This window comes from Pseudomonas cerasi (assembly GCF_027983475.1).
GTDB lineage: Bacteria > Pseudomonadota > Gammaproteobacteria > Pseudomonadales > Pseudomonadaceae > Aquipseudomonas > Aquipseudomonas cerasi.
Window position 1 is genome coordinate 784,527 of the sequence record NZ_JAQJVM010000002.1, and the last position, 16,656, is coordinate 801,182.

Annotated in this window: 16 protein-coding genes; 9 read left to right on the forward strand and 7 right to left on the reverse strand. The window is 57.3% G+C overall.

The genetic code is table 11. The features are described from left to right. Positions 1 to 122: 122 nt before the first annotated feature. Entirely contained in the window at positions 123 to 1,217 is a 1,095-nt protein-coding gene (apbC, locus tag PI739_RS12620; protein WP_054082118.1) for an iron-sulfur cluster carrier protein ApbC, read from the reverse strand. Between the two features lie 185 nt (positions 1,218 to 1,402). Here apbC and metG point away from each other — a divergent pair, with 185 nt between their 5' ends. From metG to PI739_RS12640, 4 genes are all read left to right on the forward strand, one after another. Beyond that, complete coding sequence (gene metG / locus PI739_RS12625; RefSeq protein WP_003431226.1) at positions 1,403 to 3,451, forward strand: methionine--tRNA ligase; 2,049 nt, start codon at positions 1,403 to 1,405, stop codon at positions 3,449 to 3,451. Positions 3,452 to 3,582: 131 nt separating this feature from the next. Continuing rightward, positions 3,583 to 4,458: an electron transport complex subunit RsxB gene (rsxB, locus tag PI739_RS12630; protein ID WP_003431233.1), complete on the forward strand. Its 876-nt coding sequence runs from the start codon at positions 3,583 to 3,585 to the stop codon at positions 4,456 to 4,458. Then, positions 4,455 to 5,093 carry an endonuclease III gene (gene nth, locus PI739_RS12635; protein WP_003363585.1) on the forward strand — a complete coding sequence of 213 codons (639 nt, stop codon included), beginning with the start codon at positions 4,455 to 4,457 and terminating at the stop codon, positions 5,091 to 5,093. The genes rsxB and nth overlap by 4 nt, the downstream gene beginning before the upstream one ends. Positions 5,094 to 5,199: 106 nt before the next feature. Next, positions 5,200 to 5,382 (forward strand): PA3496 family putative envelope integrity protein, encoded by a 183-nt coding sequence (locus tag PI739_RS12640; RefSeq protein WP_003363588.1) that lies wholly within the window; start codon positions 5,200 to 5,202, stop codon positions 5,380 to 5,382. Positions 5,383 to 5,537: 155 nt separating this feature from the next. On the opposite strand, the gene PI739_RS12645 is transcribed toward PI739_RS12640, so the two are convergent. Next, the gene (locus tag PI739_RS12645) at positions 5,538 to 6,164 is read right to left on the reverse strand and encodes a response regulator transcription factor (RefSeq protein WP_002554843.1); all 627 of its coding nucleotides are present in this window, start codon (positions 6,162 to 6,164) and stop codon (positions 5,538 to 5,540) included. Positions 6,165 to 7,441: 1,277 nt separating this feature from the next. Here PI739_RS12645 and PI739_RS12650 point away from each other — a divergent pair. Continuing rightward, on the forward strand, positions 7,442 to 7,969 hold the full coding sequence (locus PI739_RS12650) for a hypothetical protein (RefSeq protein WP_054082185.1): 528 nt from the start codon (positions 7,442 to 7,444) through the stop codon (positions 7,967 to 7,969). A gap of 355 nt (positions 7,970 to 8,324) precedes the next feature. Here PI739_RS12650 and PI739_RS12655 read toward each other — a convergent pair whose 3' ends face one another. Both PI739_RS12655 and PI739_RS12660 read right to left on the reverse strand, forming a co-directional pair. After that, entirely contained in the window at positions 8,325 to 9,542 is a 1,218-nt protein-coding gene (locus PI739_RS12655; protein ID WP_003363593.1) for an argininosuccinate synthase, read from the reverse strand. 120 nt (positions 9,543 to 9,662) lie between these two features. Then, a complete protein-coding gene (locus tag PI739_RS12660) occupies positions 9,663 to 10,565 on the reverse strand; it encodes a flagellar protein MotY (RefSeq protein WP_003363596.1) in 903 nt (300 codons plus the stop codon). 149 nt (positions 10,566 to 10,714) lie between these two features. Here PI739_RS12660 and pyrC point away from each other — a divergent pair, with 149 nt between their 5' ends. The 4 genes from pyrC to bfr all read left to right on the forward strand — a co-directional run bounded on the left by pyrC (position 10,715) and on the right by bfr (position 13,530). After that, positions 10,715 to 11,758 carry a dihydroorotase gene (gene pyrC / locus PI739_RS12665; protein ID WP_054082117.1) on the forward strand — a complete coding sequence of 348 codons (1,044 nt, stop codon included), beginning with the start codon at positions 10,715 to 10,717 and terminating at the stop codon, positions 11,756 to 11,758. Then, positions 11,755 to 12,432 (forward strand): ribonuclease T, encoded by a 678-nt coding sequence (gene rnt, locus PI739_RS12670; protein ID WP_003363600.1) that lies wholly within the window; start codon positions 11,755 to 11,757, stop codon positions 12,430 to 12,432. The genes pyrC and rnt overlap by 4 nt, the downstream gene beginning before the upstream one ends. Positions 12,433 to 12,640: 208 nt before the next feature. Further along, complete coding sequence (locus PI739_RS12675) at positions 12,641 to 12,859, forward strand: bacterioferritin-associated ferredoxin (protein ID WP_003350768.1); 219 nt, start codon at positions 12,641 to 12,643, stop codon at positions 12,857 to 12,859. 200 nt (positions 12,860 to 13,059) lie between these two features. Beyond that, positions 13,060 to 13,530, forward strand: coding sequence for a bacterioferritin (gene bfr, locus PI739_RS12680; RefSeq protein WP_002554851.1), 471 nt, complete (start codon positions 13,060 to 13,062; stop codon positions 13,528 to 13,530). 126 nt (positions 13,531 to 13,656) lie between these two features. Here bfr and grxD read toward each other — a convergent pair whose 3' ends face one another. The 3 genes from grxD to PI739_RS12695 all read right to left on the reverse strand — a co-directional run bounded on the left by grxD (position 13,657) and on the right by PI739_RS12695 (position 16,606). Further along, complete coding sequence (grxD, locus tag PI739_RS12685; RefSeq protein WP_002554852.1) at positions 13,657 to 13,983, reverse strand: Grx4 family monothiol glutaredoxin; 327 nt, start codon at positions 13,981 to 13,983, stop codon at positions 13,657 to 13,659. Positions 13,984 to 14,071: 88 nt separating this feature from the next. After that, positions 14,072 to 16,180 carry a molybdopterin oxidoreductase family protein gene (locus PI739_RS12690; RefSeq protein ID WP_054082116.1) on the reverse strand — a complete coding sequence of 703 codons (2,109 nt, stop codon included), beginning with the start codon at positions 16,178 to 16,180 and terminating at the stop codon, positions 14,072 to 14,074. 132 nt (positions 16,181 to 16,312) lie between these two features. Further along, the gene (locus PI739_RS12695) at positions 16,313 to 16,606 is read right to left on the reverse strand and encodes a PlzR type 4 pili assembly inhibitor (protein WP_032609138.1); all 294 of its coding nucleotides are present in this window, start codon (positions 16,604 to 16,606) and stop codon (positions 16,313 to 16,315) included. Positions 16,607 to 16,656: the final 50 nt, after the last annotated feature.

The window sequence follows — 16,656 nt, forward strand, 5'->3', positions numbered from 1 at the left end:
GCCCTTAAAAGCGGGGTTTTTTATTGCCCGTCTTTTGACCTCTCGCCGGCTGAGCACCTGCTCTACAGCTGACCGGAACGAGAGCAGCAAAGCACCTCCCCCGCCCGATCATCGCTATCCAATCAGTCGTCGCTTACCGAAATGGTCGGCATGGCTGGACTTGCAGCTTCCTGCAACACGATCCGTGCACCGACATGACGTGCCAGCTCCTGATACACCATCGCAATCTGACTCTCCGGCTCAGCAATCGCCGTAGGCTTGCCGCCATCTGCCTGCTCGCGAATCAGCATCGACAGCGGCAGTGACGCCAGCAGCTCGACATCGTACTGCGTCGCCAGCTTCTTGCCGCCACCCTCACCGAACAGATGCTCGGCATGGCCGCAGTTGGAGCAGATGTGCACCGCCATGTTTTCCACAACGCCCAGTACCGGAATGTTGACCTTGCGGAACATCTCGACACCCTTTTTCGCATCCAGCAGGGCCAGATCCTGTGGCGTGGTAACAATCACGGCACCCGCCACCGGGACTTTCTGCGCGAGCGTCAACTGGATATCACCAGTGCCGGGCGGCATGTCGATAACCAGATAATCCAGATCATTCCAGGCAGTCTGCGTGACCAGTTGCAGCAACGCCCCCGACACCATCGGTCCGCGCCAGACCATCGGCGTGTTGTCGTCGGTCAGAAAGGCCATCGACATCACCTCGATGCCATGCGCCTCGACCGGCACGAACCACTTCTGGTCCTTGATCTTCGGCCGCGTGCCTTCGGGAATACCGAACATCACCCCTTGGCTAGGCCCATAGATATCGGCATCGAGAATGCCGACACGTGCGCCCTCGCGAGACAGTGCCAAGGCCAGGTTGGCGGCGGTCGTGGACTTGCCGACACCGCCCTTGCCGGACGCGACGGCAACAATGTTTTTCACATTGGCAAGCCCCGGGATCTGGCTCTGGGCCTTGTGCGCGCTGATCACGCTGCTGATGGCGACCGTGGCCGAACTGACGCCTTCCAGGTTCTCGATGGCAGTTTTCAACACTTGCGCCCAGCCGTTCCTGAACAGGTCGGCGGCATAGCCCAATTCGAGTTGCACGCTGACCTGTGCCCCCTGAATATCGATGGACCGGACGCAACCGGCAGTGACCGGATCCTGATTCATATAGGGGTCGGTGTACTGGCGAAGAATCGTCTCCACCGCTGCGCGATTGACTGCGCTCATGGGCTTACTCCGTAAAAAGACTGACTGAAACAGCCGACTATCGTACCTGTTCTGCCAACAGCCCACATGATTTCACTGAACCGCAGCCCACCTTTCAGGAGCATTCCCACAACCGCACGGGTGAAAAAAATCGTTCAGACCTTTATAGTGGCCGGTCTCCGTTTCACTTCAAGTAGCCGAGCCCCATGTCCGAGCCACGCAAGATTCTCGTTACCAGCGCCCTGCCCTATGCCAATGGTTCCATCCACCTTGGCCACATGCTCGAGTACATCCAGACCGACATGTGGGTGCGTTTTCAGAAGCACCGCGGCAATCAATGCATTTATGTCTGCGCGGACGACGCCCATGGCTCGGCGATCATGCTGCGCGCCGAAAAGGAAGGCATCACGCCAGAGCAACTGATCGCCAACGTCAAGGCCGAACACAGCGCCGACTTTGCCGACTTCCTGGTGGATTTCGATAATTTCCACTCGACGCACTCGGACGAGAACCGCGAGCTGTCGAGCATGATCTACAAGCGGCTGCGCGATGCGGGTCATATCGCGACGCGCTCGGTTACCCAGTACTTCGACCCGGAAAAGAAAATGTTCCTGGCCGACCGTTTCATCAAGGGCACCTGCCCGAAATGTGCGGCCGAAGACCAGTACGGCGACAACTGTGAAAAGTGCGGCGCCACCTACGCCCCGACGGACCTGAAAGACCCCAAGTCGGCAATTTCCGGTGCCACGCCGGTGCTCAAGGACTCGAAGCACTTCTTCTTCGACCTGCCTGCGTTCGACGCCATGCTCAAGAGCTGGACACGCAGCGGCACCCTGCAGGACGCCGTTGCCAACAAGATCGCCGAATGGCTGGACAGTGGCCTGCAGCAGTGGGACATCTCCCGCGATGCGCCCTATTTCGGCTTTGAAATTCCCGACGAGCCAGGTAAATACTTCTACGTGTGGCTCGATGCGCCGATCGGTTACATGGCCAGCTTCAAGAACCTGTGTGCGCGTCGTCCGGACCTGGACTTCGATGCGTACTGGGGAAAGGGCGCGACCACCGAGCTCTATCACTTCATCGGCAAGGACATCGTCAATTTCCACGCGCTGTTCTGGCCAGCCATGCTGGAAGGTGCGGCCTTGCGCACGCCGACCGGCATCAACGTACACGGCTACCTGACCGTCAATGGTCAGAAGATGTCGAAATCGCGCGGCACTTTTATCAAGGCACGCACCTACCTCGACCACCTGCCGCCCGAGTACCTGCGCTATTACTACGCGTCGAAGCTGGGCCGTGGCGTTGACGACCTCGACCTGAACCTCGAAGACTTCGTGCAGAAGGTCAACTCCGACCTGATCGGCAAGGTCGTCAACATTGCCAGCCGTTGCGCCGGGTTCATTCACAAGGGCAACGCCGGCGTGATGGTCGAAGCCAACGCGGCGCCCGAACTGACCGACGCGTTTATGGCGGCTGCACCCAGCATTGCCGACGCTTACGAAGCCCGCGACTTCGCCCGCGCCATGCGCGAGACCATGGCCCTGGCGGACCGTGCCAATGCCTACATCGCGGAAAAAGCGCCATGGGCGCTGGCCAAGCAGGAAGGCAAACAGGATGAAGTCCAGGCTGTATGCGCGCTGGGCATCAACCTGTTCCGCCAGCTGGTGATTTTCCTCAAGCCGGTCCTGCCGAATCTGGCCGCCGATGCGGAAAAATTCCTCAATGTCGAACCTCTGACCTGGGCAGACCACAAGACCTTGCTGGCCAATCATCAGCTCAACCCGTTCTCGGCACTGATGACCCGTATCGACCCGGTCAAGGTCGAGGCCATGGCCACTGCCTCCAAGGAAGACCTGACCGCTACCGACTCGTCGGCGGACACCGCACCTGCCGGTAATGGCGAACTCACCAAAGACCCACTGTCGGCGGAAATCGACTTTGACGCTTTTGCCGCCATCGATCTGCGTGTTGCACTGATTCTCAAGGCCGAACACGTGGAGGGTGCCGACAAGTTGCTGCGCCTGACCCTGGACATCGGCGACGAGCAGCGCAATGTCTTTTCCGGCATCAAGAGCGCCTACCCGAACCCGTCCGAACTCGAAGGCCGTCTGACCATGATGATCGCCAACCTCAAGCCGCGAAAAATGCGCTTCGGCATTTCGCAGGGCATGGTGATGGCGGCAGGCCCCGGCGGTGAGGAGATCTATCTGCTCAGCCCCGACAGTGGCGCCAAGCCAGGCCAGCGCATCAAGTAAAAAACGACGCAGGGCCCGGTATCCTGCCATCAGGCGGATACCGGGCCTTTACGCATTCGCAAGCTCCCTGATCTGTCCGATAATGCTGCTCTCTCGATAGACAGAACACCTGTTGGTCACCTGGCAAGACCATGACTGAATTGATTCGCCTGCTTCCCGACGTGGACCTCATCCGCAGTATCGACGCCCTTCTGCCGCAGACTCAGTGCGGCAAGTGCGGCCATCCCGGCTGCAAGCCCTACGCCGAAGGCATCGCTGGCGGTGAAGCCATCAACAAATGCCCACCGGGCGGCGACGAAACGATAGTCCAGCTGGCCGAACTGCTGTCTGTTCCGGTCCTGACACTGGATATGCAACGCGGCACTGCACCTGCGCAGGTTGCCTTCATTCGCGAAGCAGAGTGCATCGGTTGTACCAAATGCATTCAGGCCTGCCCCGTGGATGCCATTCTTGGCGCATCCAAGCTGATGCACACCGTGATTATCGACGAATGCACAGGTTGTGACCTGTGCGTTGCGCCGTGCCCGGTGGATTGCATTGAAATGCATCCGCTGCCACTGGCCACGGTCACGCCCATCGTGGGTGGTCTGGCCCCTACCGCCGAGCTGCAGGAGGCGCGGCAGCGCAAGCGTAGCCATGCCCGGATGCGTTTCGAAGCACGAAATGCGCGCCTGCACCGTGAACAGCAAAAGCGGCTGGCAGAGCGCCTTGCGCGGTCACAGCGCATTGAATCCGCTCGTAGTGTGCTGCCTCAATCCGCCGTCGCTCTCGCCCGCAACGACAAGCCTGCCGGACCGGATGAAGCGGTGAAAAAAGCCCGAATTGCGCTGGCCATGAGCCGCGCGCAGCTCAACAAGTCGCTCAAGGCGTTTGGTCACCCTCCCATTGCGGAGCAGGCTGCCAGGCTTGTGGAATTGCAGCGCGAATACGAAGCTGCCGAGCAAACACTTGCAGCACTTCTGCCACCCCCCGCACAGGCTGATTCCGAGGAAAAGCTCCGCTCATGAATGCCGCAAAACGCCAGGAAATCTTTCGCAGGCTGCATGAGGACAATCCGGACCCGAAAACCGAATTGGCCTACACCACGCCGTTTGAACTGTTGATAGCCGTCATCCTTTCCGCCCAGGCCACCGACGTAAGCGTCAACAAGGCGACTGCCAGGCTTTACCCGGTCGCCAATACACCACAGGCCATCTACGAACTGGGTGTAGAGGGGCTTTCCGAATACATCAAGACAATCGGCCTCTACAACAGCAAAGCCAAAAACGTGATTGAAACCTGCCGCATGCTGGTGGAGCTGCACAACGGTGAGGTACCGCAAACCCGAGAAGCACTCGAGGCGCTGCCGGGCGTCGGGCGCAAAACCGCTAACGTGGTGCTCAACACCGCTTTCCGCCAGATCGCGATGGCGGTAGACACGCATATCTTTCGCGTCAGCAACCGCACAGGCATCGCGCCAGGGAAAAATGTGGTGGAAGTGGAAAGGCAACTGATGAAATTTGTGCCGAAAAACTACCTGCTCGACGCCCATCACTGGTTGATTCTGCACGGGCGCTACGTTTGCCAGGCCCGTAAACCGCGGTGCGGCAGTTGCCGTATAGAGGATCTATGCGATTACAAGGCAAAAACGTCCGACGATTGAGCCAGACAGCTCATTGCTGCCTTGTCGATTGAAAAAATCTTTTTTACCCACCTGTGGATTGTCGATATAAGAAGCGCCAGAGAGCCCAAGCCCTGGAGTCGACTTCATGAGCACTGATAACGAACAACTGGACGTAGACGACGACCTTGTCTCCGTCGACACGGACGACACAGAACCAGTGACTGTCGAGCCGGCGAAGACCAACCTGAGCAAACGACGCACCATCGACAACCTGCTTGAAGAACGGCGTTTGCAGAAGCAGTTGGCTGATTACGACTTCGATTTCTAGACAGCCCTGAAACCTCGCACTGACTTGCTCGATCAAGGCATTTGAAGCCTCTCGCAGAAGAGGCTTCAATACGTGATCACTACGAAAGATGAAGGCTCGATAGCCGACCTGCACAACCGGGCATCAGCCACAGCTCCTTTTAGACAATTCCTTACTCAGACAAGCCCGTTACGCTGCGCAAGCTCGATCAGATCGACCAGCGAATGCGCGTTGAGCTTGAGCAATAAACGCGTTTTGTAGGTACTGACGGTCTTGTTGCTCAAAAACATGCCATCTGCAATTTCCTTGTTGGTCTTGCCTCGGGCCAACTGCTGCAGAACCATCATCTCCCTGCCGGAAAGCCGGTCGACCATATCCGACTCACTCGCGTTGCCCATACTGGAGCGAACAGTGTGCAACGCCTGGTTGGGAAAGTAGCTGTACCCTGACAGTACCGCCTTGATGGCACTGAGAAGCTCGGTCAGATCCTGCTGCTTGCAGACATAGCCGGCGGCCCCGGCCTGCATGCAGCGCATGGAGAAGTGGCCCGGCGCCTGGGAGGTGAGGATCAGAACCTTGAATGGCAACGTCATGGCTGACAGTCGGGCGATTACCTCCAGCCCGTCGAGCTTGGGGATACCGATATCGAGAATGACGATATCCGGGAGGTGCTCACGCGCCAGTTGCAGCGCATCCACACCGTTGTCAGTCTCCGCGATGACCTCATAGCCATGACGCTCCATCAGCATGCGTACAGCAAGGCGAATGACGGGATGATCATCCACGATCAGCACTTTATTCATGGGCAGTCCATTTTTCGCTATTCGAATTTTCAGAGCCAGCACAATAACTTAGTCGTTTACTGCTTTGCATGGCGCTCACCCTTGTGGACTGACAGCCAAAGACCATTCCTACAATTACAGCAGAAACTTCCTACAATACTTGGCAGGAACGTACATTTTTTATTAATTCTCACAAAGCCTTCCTTTCCGGAACCTGGTGAATTTTGTTGCTGATCGCTGCAGCACAAGCATCGCAGCATCAGTAGATAAATGCGTACAGCAGACGATCGCCGAACTCTTACATTCAAAATGCGGCCCTGTTGCACCTGTTAACAGTATCGCCAGAGCATTCCTGCATCAGCGTCACAAATCGACCCGACACATGGCTTATCGCCAGCAATTTAAAACCAATTCCCTTTAGCTGAATCATTTAAAAAACAGGTCGTTCCCTGCGTTCCCGATTGAGCACATCTGCTGTTAAAGCCTATTGCTAACGATCTGCGGCGTGGAAGGCGACATCTGCCCATAACGCCCCTTAGCAGGGTGACTGAAAAGTTTCTGCATGCGGATGCCCTAACCTGCACACCTATGATCGAAGACCATTGGACACACCCCACACACTAAATACGTAAATAAGGTTTAAAAATTACACATTATTTACAAAATTTCGTACAAATATTTATTTAAGGAGAATCCTCACAAAACAGCAAGAAAAATCCTACAAACAAATACATAGCATCAACGTGCCATACCTCTATGAACTGCTCATTGACATGCCTCTACTCAACAAGCTCCATTCTCTTACTGTCGCAAAATCTTACATACACCCTAGCATAACCCTACATCATTCAAGACCATAAGTAGCTCTTTCGACACGTAGCAAATACCATTTTTCATTTCAAAGCCAGACGTATTCTTTCGAATAGGAAACGGACTACACGATTAGCAGACGCGACATTACAACTCGTAAGACATTATAAAAACCGCTCGGTCAATTCTTATAACTTGCCATTTTTCCCTTGCAAAATTTATTACCAGTCGTTACTTTTTTAACAGCAACTTTATTACTTACTGCCCTTGAACACGCGCCACTATAAGAAACCCTGTTGCTGCGCACTGTACTTGCGCACGTGCCTATGCGATGTGTTTAAGCAGGCTCCATGTATCGCGCGGTCGGATTAATTCCGGCACTGGGTATATCACCAATCCGGCATCGCTGCCTTCTGAAAACTCTCGGGGCGCCTGGCAACTCTTTTGAATGGGCCCTGTGTATAACCATGTTCAAAAAGGGATGTACCATGAACACTAAATACGCTCGTACGCGGCCACCCTCCTCCACCCCCACCGCCTCTGATCTCATCACCGCAGTGGAAGCCTTTGTTGCCAGCGGTGGCGTCATAGCCGTCATACCCGAAGGAGAGGCCGCAGGATTAGCCGCCCCCTCATCCACTCGTACACAACCTGCCGTAGAACACGGACTTGAACACGCGGGCAAAGTGCAGCAACTGAAATACCTGGCGGCCAAGGGTGCCGGTTTTACCGCGTTACAGTATTCATTGCGAATGAGTAAAAGGGATGTGCGCCGCCTGGCGACAGAAAATGGCGTGACCGTTAACCTCAGCCAGCCCTTGCTTACCCCCCGCAGGGAGGCCCTTAATGACGTTACGGACATCGATGACGTCGTTGCAGGTCACGCCATGCATTACTCGGCATTGGGCTACACCGCGTCCGAGATTGCCGGGATACTCGATCTGAGCCTTCGCCAGGTACTCGGCATCGGCAAGGCGTACCGGTTTGAGTTCAGCCAGCGACGGGAGAGCGACTGACGCTGAATAACGAGGCAAAAAAGAGACAGCGTGCGATACCTTTCAGGGAGCCGATGGAAAACTCTGTTATTCCCTGCCCTGAACGTCTACAACTGTTGTAGGAAAACACTAAAACAAATAAGCACTTTTTCGACGCTAACGGTAAGAAGATATTCAACGACTGAATACCCGTGACACATGATATTTCTGCAGTCGGCTACACGCTGCTATCTTGCATAGTACATGTACCCTGTATATCAACCACCGGTTTCACTGGCTCAACGTCTTTTTACATGACGTCCGGAAGGAATGCCCCTTTCGATAGTATTTGAAGTGCAGCCCTGTACGGGCTGCACGTGTCGAACAACTTGCGGTATCAGAACAGCTTGCGGCCCTTGTTGGCTGCAATCCGCATGCGCAGTGCGTTGAGCTTGATGAAGCCCGCTGCATCGGCCTGATCGTAGGCGCCTGCGTCATCTTCAAACGTGGCAATGTTGGCGTCGAACAGCGAATCATCCGACTTGCGACCGGTGACGATCACATTGCCCTTGTACAATTTCAGACGTACAACGCCGTTCACGTGAACCTGAGACGCGTCGATCATCTGCTGCAGCATCAGACGCTCAGGGCTCCACCAGTAGCCTGTGTAGATCAGGCTGGCGTATTTGGCCATGAGCTCGTCCTTGAGGTGGGCGACTTCGCGGTCCAGGGTAATGGATTCGATGGCGCGGTGAGCACGCAGCATGATGGTGCCACCAGGCGTCTCGTAGCAGCCACGGGACTTCATGCCCACATAACGGTTCTCAACGATATCCAGACGGCCGATACCGTTTTCGCCACCGATGCGGTTCAGGGTCGCCAGCACAGTGGCCGGGGTCATTTCGACGCCATCCAGCGCAACGATGTCACCATTGCGATAGGTCAGCTCAAGGTAGGTCGCAACGTTTGGCGCGTCCTCAGGGGACTTGGTCCAGCGCCACATGTCTTCTTCGTGCTCGGTCCAGGTATCTTCCAGCACGCCGCCTTCATAAGAAATGTGCAGCAGGTTGGCATCCATGGAGTACGGGGATTTCTTCTTGCCGTGACGCTCGATGGGAATGTTGTGCTTCTCGGCGTAGTCCATCAGTTTTTCACGCGACAGCAGATCCCATTCGCGCCATGGAGCAATGACCTTCACGCCTGGCTTGAGTGCGTAGGCACCCAGCTCGAAACGCACCTGATCGTTACCCTTGCCGGTTGCGCCGTGGGAAATGGCGTCAGCGCCGGTTTCGTTGGCGATCTCGATCAGACGCTTGGCGATCAACGGACGGGCGATGGAGGTACCCAGCAGGTACTCGCCTTCATAGACGGTGTTGGCACGGAACATCGGGAAGACGAAATCACGCACGAACTCTTCGCGCAGGTCATCGATGTAGATTTCTTTCACGCCCATGGCCTGCGCCTTGGCGCGTGCCGGCTCGACTTCTTCACCCTGACCCAGGTCAGCGGTAAAGGTCACCACTTCGCAGTTGTACGTATCTTGCAGCCACTTGAGGATTACCGAAGTATCCAGGCCACCGGAATACGCGAGAACTACCTTGTTTACGTCCGCCATGCCATCACTCCACCGGGTTGTACGGAAAACCGCTGATTCTACCGTTCAAACCGGCAAATTTACAGGGGCGCGACAGCTTGTGACGACAAGGCGACGTCTGGCAGGAGCCTTTTACAGGTCTTAAGAAGTGTGTGCTGCGCTGGCAGACGCAACCGGCACCGGGCGCTCATCGGGCGCGACGCGCTCAAGGTGCACGTTCACCCGACGGTTGCGCGCACGATTGGCTTCATTGGTGTTGGGCGCCAGCGGGTAGCGCTCGCCATGAAAGCGCAGGGTGATTTGCTGCTCGGGTATGCCTTGAGCCTTGAAATAATCCATGACCGCCAGCGCGCGACGGCGGGACAGGTCACGGTTGGTGAGGCGATTGCCGCTGTTATCCGAATGGCCGTCCAGTTCGATACGATTCACTGTCGGGTCGGCCTTCAAATAAGCCACCATGTTGTCCAGACGCGCTTTGGCACGCGCATCCAGCTCGATACCGCCGCCCGGGAAACCCACTTCGGCCTGTTTGATCTGATCGAAGTTCATCGGCAACAGCTTGGCAGTGCATGCCTGGTAATCGCTGAATGCCTTGCTGAACTTGACCGGCAGCAGACGCACCTCCATCTGGCCGCCGTCTCGCGTGTAGTGGCGAATGAGCGGACTGCGACCGTCCATCAGACCGCTGATCAGACGTCCGGCCTGGGCTTGGGAGGTATTGAAGGGAATGTCGCCATTGCTGACGCGCACCGATCCCAGGTTGATATCGCCGCGACCCGGTTGCCACGGTGCCGCAGCGGCCAGCAATGTCGCGGAGCCGTTACCGAGCATGTTGTACGAAGCCTTGAGGCGAAACGTCGCCTGCTCGCCCGCGCGGCGCACGAACTCACCGGCACCGAAGTCGGTGATCGGTTGAGTCAGACGGCACTCGAACTGATCGCCTTCGACCTTCCACTCGATGCTCTCCAGACGCGTCTGGAAACTGATAGCCATCGCCGGGAGGCTGGCAAACAGGCTGAGCAGGGCTAAATATCGCTGGCGCACGGGAGGCTCCACTGGAAATGAACGCGAAACAGAAAATTACCGACTGACAAGGGAGCTATCGGTAACTTCATGCAAAACTTGATAGCGGATGCCTGAGAGAGTCTTTTCCGGTAGCATTCCCAGCGAGTTTGACCCGCCTGGAATCCCCAATGTCTGACCGCCTGACCCTCCTGCGTCCCGACGACTGGCATATTCACCTCCGTGACGGAGCTGTCTTGCCTCATACCGTTGCTGACGTAGCGCGAACTTTTGGCCGCGCAATCATCATGCCCAACCTCGTGCCTCCGGTGCGCAATGCGCAGCAAGCCGATGCCTATCGCCAGCGCATTCTGGCTGCACGCCCGGCCAGCAGCCGCTTCGAGCCGTTGATGGTGCTGTACCTCACCGACCAGACCACGCCCGACGACATCCGCACCGCCAAGGCCAGTGGTTTCGTGTATGCGGCCAAGCTGTATCCGGCTGGCGCGACCACCAACTCCGATTCCGGTGTCACCAGTATCGACAAGATCTTTCCTGCTCTCGAAGCCATGGCCGAAGTCGGCATGCTGCTGCTGGTGCACGGGGAAGTGACACGTGGCGAAATCGACGTGTTCGATCGCGAGAAGGTCTTCATCGATGAGCACCTGCGTCGTGTAGTCGAGCGCTTCCCGACCCTCAAAGTGGTGTTCGAACACATCACCACCGGTGAAGCGGTGCAGTTCGTCAATGAGGCTTCAGCCAATGTCGCGGCGACCATCACCGCGCATCACCTGCTGTACAACCGCAACCACATGCTGGTCGGCGGGATTCGTCCGCACTTTTATTGCCTGCCGATCCTCAAGCGCAATACGCATCAGACGGCCCTGCTCGACGCGGCCACCAGCGGCAGCGGCAAGTTCTTCCTGGGCACCGACTCGGCGCCGCACGCCCAGCATGCCAAGGAAAACGCCTGCGGTTGCGCCGGGTGCTACACCGCCTACGCAGCCATCGAGTTGTATGCCGAAGCTTTCGGGCAGCGTAACGCTCTGGACAAGCTGGAAGGCTTCGCCAGCCTCCACGGTCCGGCGTTCTACGGCTTGCCCGCCAATCAGGACACCATCACGCTGGTGCGTGACGAGTGGACCGCCCCTGCCAGCCTGCCGTTTGGCGAGTTGACTGTTATCCCGCTGCGCGCTGGTGAAAAGCTGCGCTGGCGTCTGGAGGAACACGCGTGAGTGAAGATCATTTTGACGACGAACACGAAGGCCACGGCGGTGGCGGCGGTTCCCGTCACCCGATGGCGGCGCGCTTTCGCGGCTACCTGCCCGTGGTCGTCGACGTAGAAACCGGCGGTTTCAATTCAGCCACCGATGCCTTGCTGGAAATCGCTGCGGTGACGATCGGCATGGATGAAAAAGGCTTCGTGTTCCCGGAACACACCTATTTCTTCCGCGTAGAACCGTTCGAGGGTGCCAACATCGAAGCGGCGGCGCTGGAATTCACCGGCATCAAGCTCGATCACCCGCTGCGCATGGCTGTCAGCGAAGAAACCGCGATGAACGACATCTTCCGCGGCGTGCGCAAGGCCCTCAAGGCCAATGGCTGTAAACGTGCGGTGCTGGTAGGCCACAACGCCAGCTTCGACCTCGGCTTCGTCAATGCCGCGGTTGCGCGGATGGACATGAAGCGCAACCCGTTTCACCCGTTCTCCAGCTTCGACACCGCCACCCTCGCCGGCCTGGCCTATGGTCAGACTGTGCTGGCAAAGGCCTGTCAGGCTGCCGGCATCGACTTCGACGGACGCGAGGCGCACTCGGCCCGTTACGACACCGAGAAGACGGCCGAGCTGTTCTGCGGCATCGTCAATCGCTGGAAAGAAATGGGCGGCTGGGAAGATTTCGACGACTGAGGTCGTCACGTCTGTGAATGGACCGGCCTTGTGCCGGTTTTTTCATGTCCGGAACTCGACCATCCCGAGGCCGACCGGTAATGCGATTCCTGCGAAAACAACCGCTCATCGCTCGACCTGAATACAACCCAAAACAGTTTTGACAAGCATTCTCATTAACATTAAGCTCCTCGGCACCAAGCAATAAACCAGCGACGGTCCATAGCTTATGTATGTTTGCCTCTGCCAAGGTGTCACCGACGGTCAAATCCGGGATGCAATTCTGGAAGGCTGCTGCAGTTATCGTGAAGTCCGTGAAACACTGGGCGTTGCGAGTAAATGTGGAAAATGCGCCTGCCTGGCAAAGGAAGTGGTGCGTGATACGCTGACCGAGCTGCAAACCAGCCATGCCTTGCTGGCCTATCCAGCAAAATTTTCAGCTGCTTGAATCCCCTCTTTTAAAGAACCGGACACCGCGTCCGGTTTTTTTATGCCTGTAATTCAAGCGCTTAGCGTCAAGATGCGGAACTCAAACATTCTTATTCCTATTTAATTTCACTTATTATTCAACAACTTAGGTTTGACAGGCGTTTAAGCTCAGCTCACACTCGGCACTTATATACACAAGCCACCGGCAGGACCTCGAACATGAAAGGCGACATTACCGTCATCCAGCATCTCAACAAGATCCTCGGGAACGAGCTGGTCGCTATCAATCAGTATTTCCTGCATGCGCGCATGTACGAAGACTGGGGTCTGAAAAAGCTGGGTGGCCACGAATATAAAGAGTCCATCCATGCGATGAAGTACGCTGACAAGCTGATCAAGCGCACGCTGTTTCTGGAAGGGCTGCCAAACCTGCAGGACCTGGGCAAGATCCTCATCGGTGAGCACACCAAGGAAATGCTGGAGTGCGACCTGAAGATCGAGCAAAAAGGTCTGGCCGATCTGAAAGCCGCGATCGCTCACTTCGAGACCGTCGGTGACTTCGGCAGCCGTGAGCTGCTGGAAGACATCCTTGAGCCCAAGGAAGAGCAAATCGACTGGCTGGAGACTCAGCTGGGTCTGATCGTAAAAGTCGGTATCGAGAACTACCTGCAGTCGCAGATGGGTGACTGATTCCCCCATAGCGCCGCAATGAAAAAGCCCGCCTCAATCGAGAGCGGGCTTTTTCTTGTGCGTAAAACCAGGCTGGAACGTACGAAGCGATAATCGCGACTATCGTGCGACGCTCTGCGCGAGGCTTTACTCGGCCTTGGCGGCGGATGCTTCCTTGACCAGCGTCTGCAACGAACCGTCAGCCATCATCTCGGTAATGATGTCGCTACCACCGACCAGCTCACCGGCAACCCACAGTTGCGGGAAAGTCGGCCAGTTGGCGTACTTTGGCAGGTTGGCGCGGATTTCAGGGTTTTGCAGAATGTCGACATAGGCAAACTTTTCGCCACACGCCATCAATGCCTGGGAAGCCTTGGCCGAAAAGCCGCATTGCGGAGCGTTCGGAGCGCCTTTCATGTAAAGCAGAATGGTGTTGTTGGCAATCTGCTCTTTGATCGTTTCGATGATATCCATGGAGCACCTCGGCTGAAATATCCGACTCAGTTGTCGGCACGGTGGCGCATTGTAACGAAATCCCGAGCATGACGCTCTGTCTTGAGGCTTAACACGCCACGACCTGCACCGGTACGCCGTTCAACGCCGCGTTGCCGGACAGCACGTCGAGTTGCCGTTCGTCGGTCAGGTCATTGGCACTGACGCCAGGCAGGCTCTGCGCGATCGCCATCTTTACTCCCGCACGTGAATGCCCCCAACCGTGCGGCAGGCTGACCACCCCGGGCATCATGTCCAGACTGCCCAGCACCTGAACCTCGATCATCCCGACCCGGGAGCTGACGCGAACCTGCTGGCCGTCGCTCAGACCACGGCACGCGAGATCGTCAGGATGCATCAACAGCTGATGCCGGGGTTTGCCCTTCACCAGCCGATGGTAGTTGTGCATCCAGGAATTGTTACTGCGCACATGCCGGCGGCCAATCAGCAGCAACTCGTCGGTCTGGGGAGCAGGCTCGGCAGCAAAGCGCGCCAGGTCGGCCATGATCACCTCAGGCGCGGCCTGAATGCGCCCATTGGCGGTCTTCAAGCGCTCTGCAAGATTGGCCTTCAACGCCCCCAGATCAAGACCGTGCGGATGACTGTCCAGGGTTTCCAGTGACAGCTTATGGGGTGATGCATCGCCATAGAGACCTGCACGCAGCCCGCGATCGATCATCTGCGCAGGCGGCAACGTGGGTTTCAGCGCTCGCTCGGCCTTGGCAGCAAAAGCGCTGGCCAGCCCGACGAAGATCTCCCAGTCGTGCAGCGCACCTTCGGGCTTGTCAAAAATGGCCCGATTGAAGCGCGTGACGTTACGCACGGCCAGGGTGTTGAAGGTGGTGTCGTAGTGATCATTCTCCAGCGTCGAGGTGGACGGCAGAATCAAGTCGGCGTGGCGAGTGGTCTCGTTGATGTAAAGATCGATGCTGAGCATGAACTCAAGCCCTTCGAGCGCCTGCTCCAGCTGACGGCCGTTGGGCGTCGACAGAACCGGGTTACCCGCAACGGTCACCAACGCGCGAACCTGCCCTTCCCCTTCCACGAGCATTTCCTCGGCCAGCGCCGAAACCGGCAACTCGCCGCCATACTCCGGCAGGCCGGACACCCTGCTTTGCCACAGATTGAAATGACCACCGGATGTCGAGCTGACGAGGTCGACGGCGGGCTCTGTGCACAGCGCGCCACCCACGCGGTCCAGGTTGCCAGTCACCAGATTGATCAGTTGTGCCAGCCAATGGCATAGCGTACCGAAGGTCTGAGTCGACACGCCCATTCGCCCATAACACACCGCCTTGTCAGCGGCCGCGAAGTCCCGCGCCAGTTGCCGGATCTGTTCGGCAGCAATACCGCAGCGCGGGCTCATGGCCTCTGCGGTGAAACCGGCAATGGCGTGGCGAACCTGCTCCAGGCCGTCGACAGGCAAATGGCTCTCGCGGGTCAGCCCCTCCTCGAACAGCGTATTGAGCAGCCCGAACAGCAACGCCGCATCACCGCCCGGACGTACGAACAGATGCTGGTCAGCGATGGCAGCCGTCTCACTGCGGCGCGGGTCGATGACCACCAGTTTGCCGCCGCGCTGCTGGACTGCTTTCAGACGTTTTTCGACATCCGGTACCGTCATGATGCTGCCATTGGACGCCAACGGATTACCGCCGAGAATCAGCATGAAGTCGGTGTGATCGATATCCGGAATCGGCAACAGCATGCCGTGGCCGTACATCAGGAAACTGGTGAGGTGGTGCGGCAACTGATCAACCGACGTCGCCGAAAAACGATTGCGGGTCTTGAGCAGACCGAGAAAGTAATTGCTGTGGGTCATCAACCCGTAGTTATGCACGCTGGGGTTGCCCTGATAGACCGCTACCGCGTTCTGCCCATGGCGCTGCTGAATGGCGTAGAGCCGCTCCGCCACCAGATCGAACGCCTGCTGCCAGGCAATCGGCTGCCACTGATCACCGCTGCGCAGCATCGGCTGTCGCAAGCGATCAGGGTCGTTCTGGATGTCCTGAAGCGCAACCGCCTTGGGGCAGATATGACCGCGGCTGAACGTGTCCAGCGGGTCGCCCTTGATCGAGGCAATGCGCGGCGCAGAATCCGCCTCCACGACGGTCTCGATCACAAGACCGCAAATGGCCTCGCACAGGTGGCAGGCTCGGTAGTGTTCAGTCCGGGTCATCACAGCCTCAGATCTTGTCATGGCAATCCGGTTGATTGCCGAACACTCACTATGCTGCCTTGCCATGCCCCGCGCCACTGATGTTCGGCCCGTGAATCGAGGGGCATCAGGCGCGCGGATGAGGTGGCCGAATCAACCGCCGATAGGCGTGACGACCTTGCGCTGTTGCTGCATTTCGGCCACGGTTTCGATCTGTTCCTGCGCCAGGTGGACGCCGGTCAGATCGCCGATCAGGCGCCAGTGCTCGTCGAGTCCCGAGCTGATGGTCGCCATGCGATCAATCATGCGCCGCCCCGCCGTACGCGTGACTTCGTCCTCGCTGCGCAGCAGTTCGAAAGACATTGAGGTCATCGAGGCTGTCAGATGGGTAAGCGTGCGGGCGGTGAGCCCGAGCAACTCCGTTAATTGATGCTCTTTTGAGTCCATTCCCCCACCCCTCGATCAGTAATGTATCGGCAACGATTTATAACCCACGT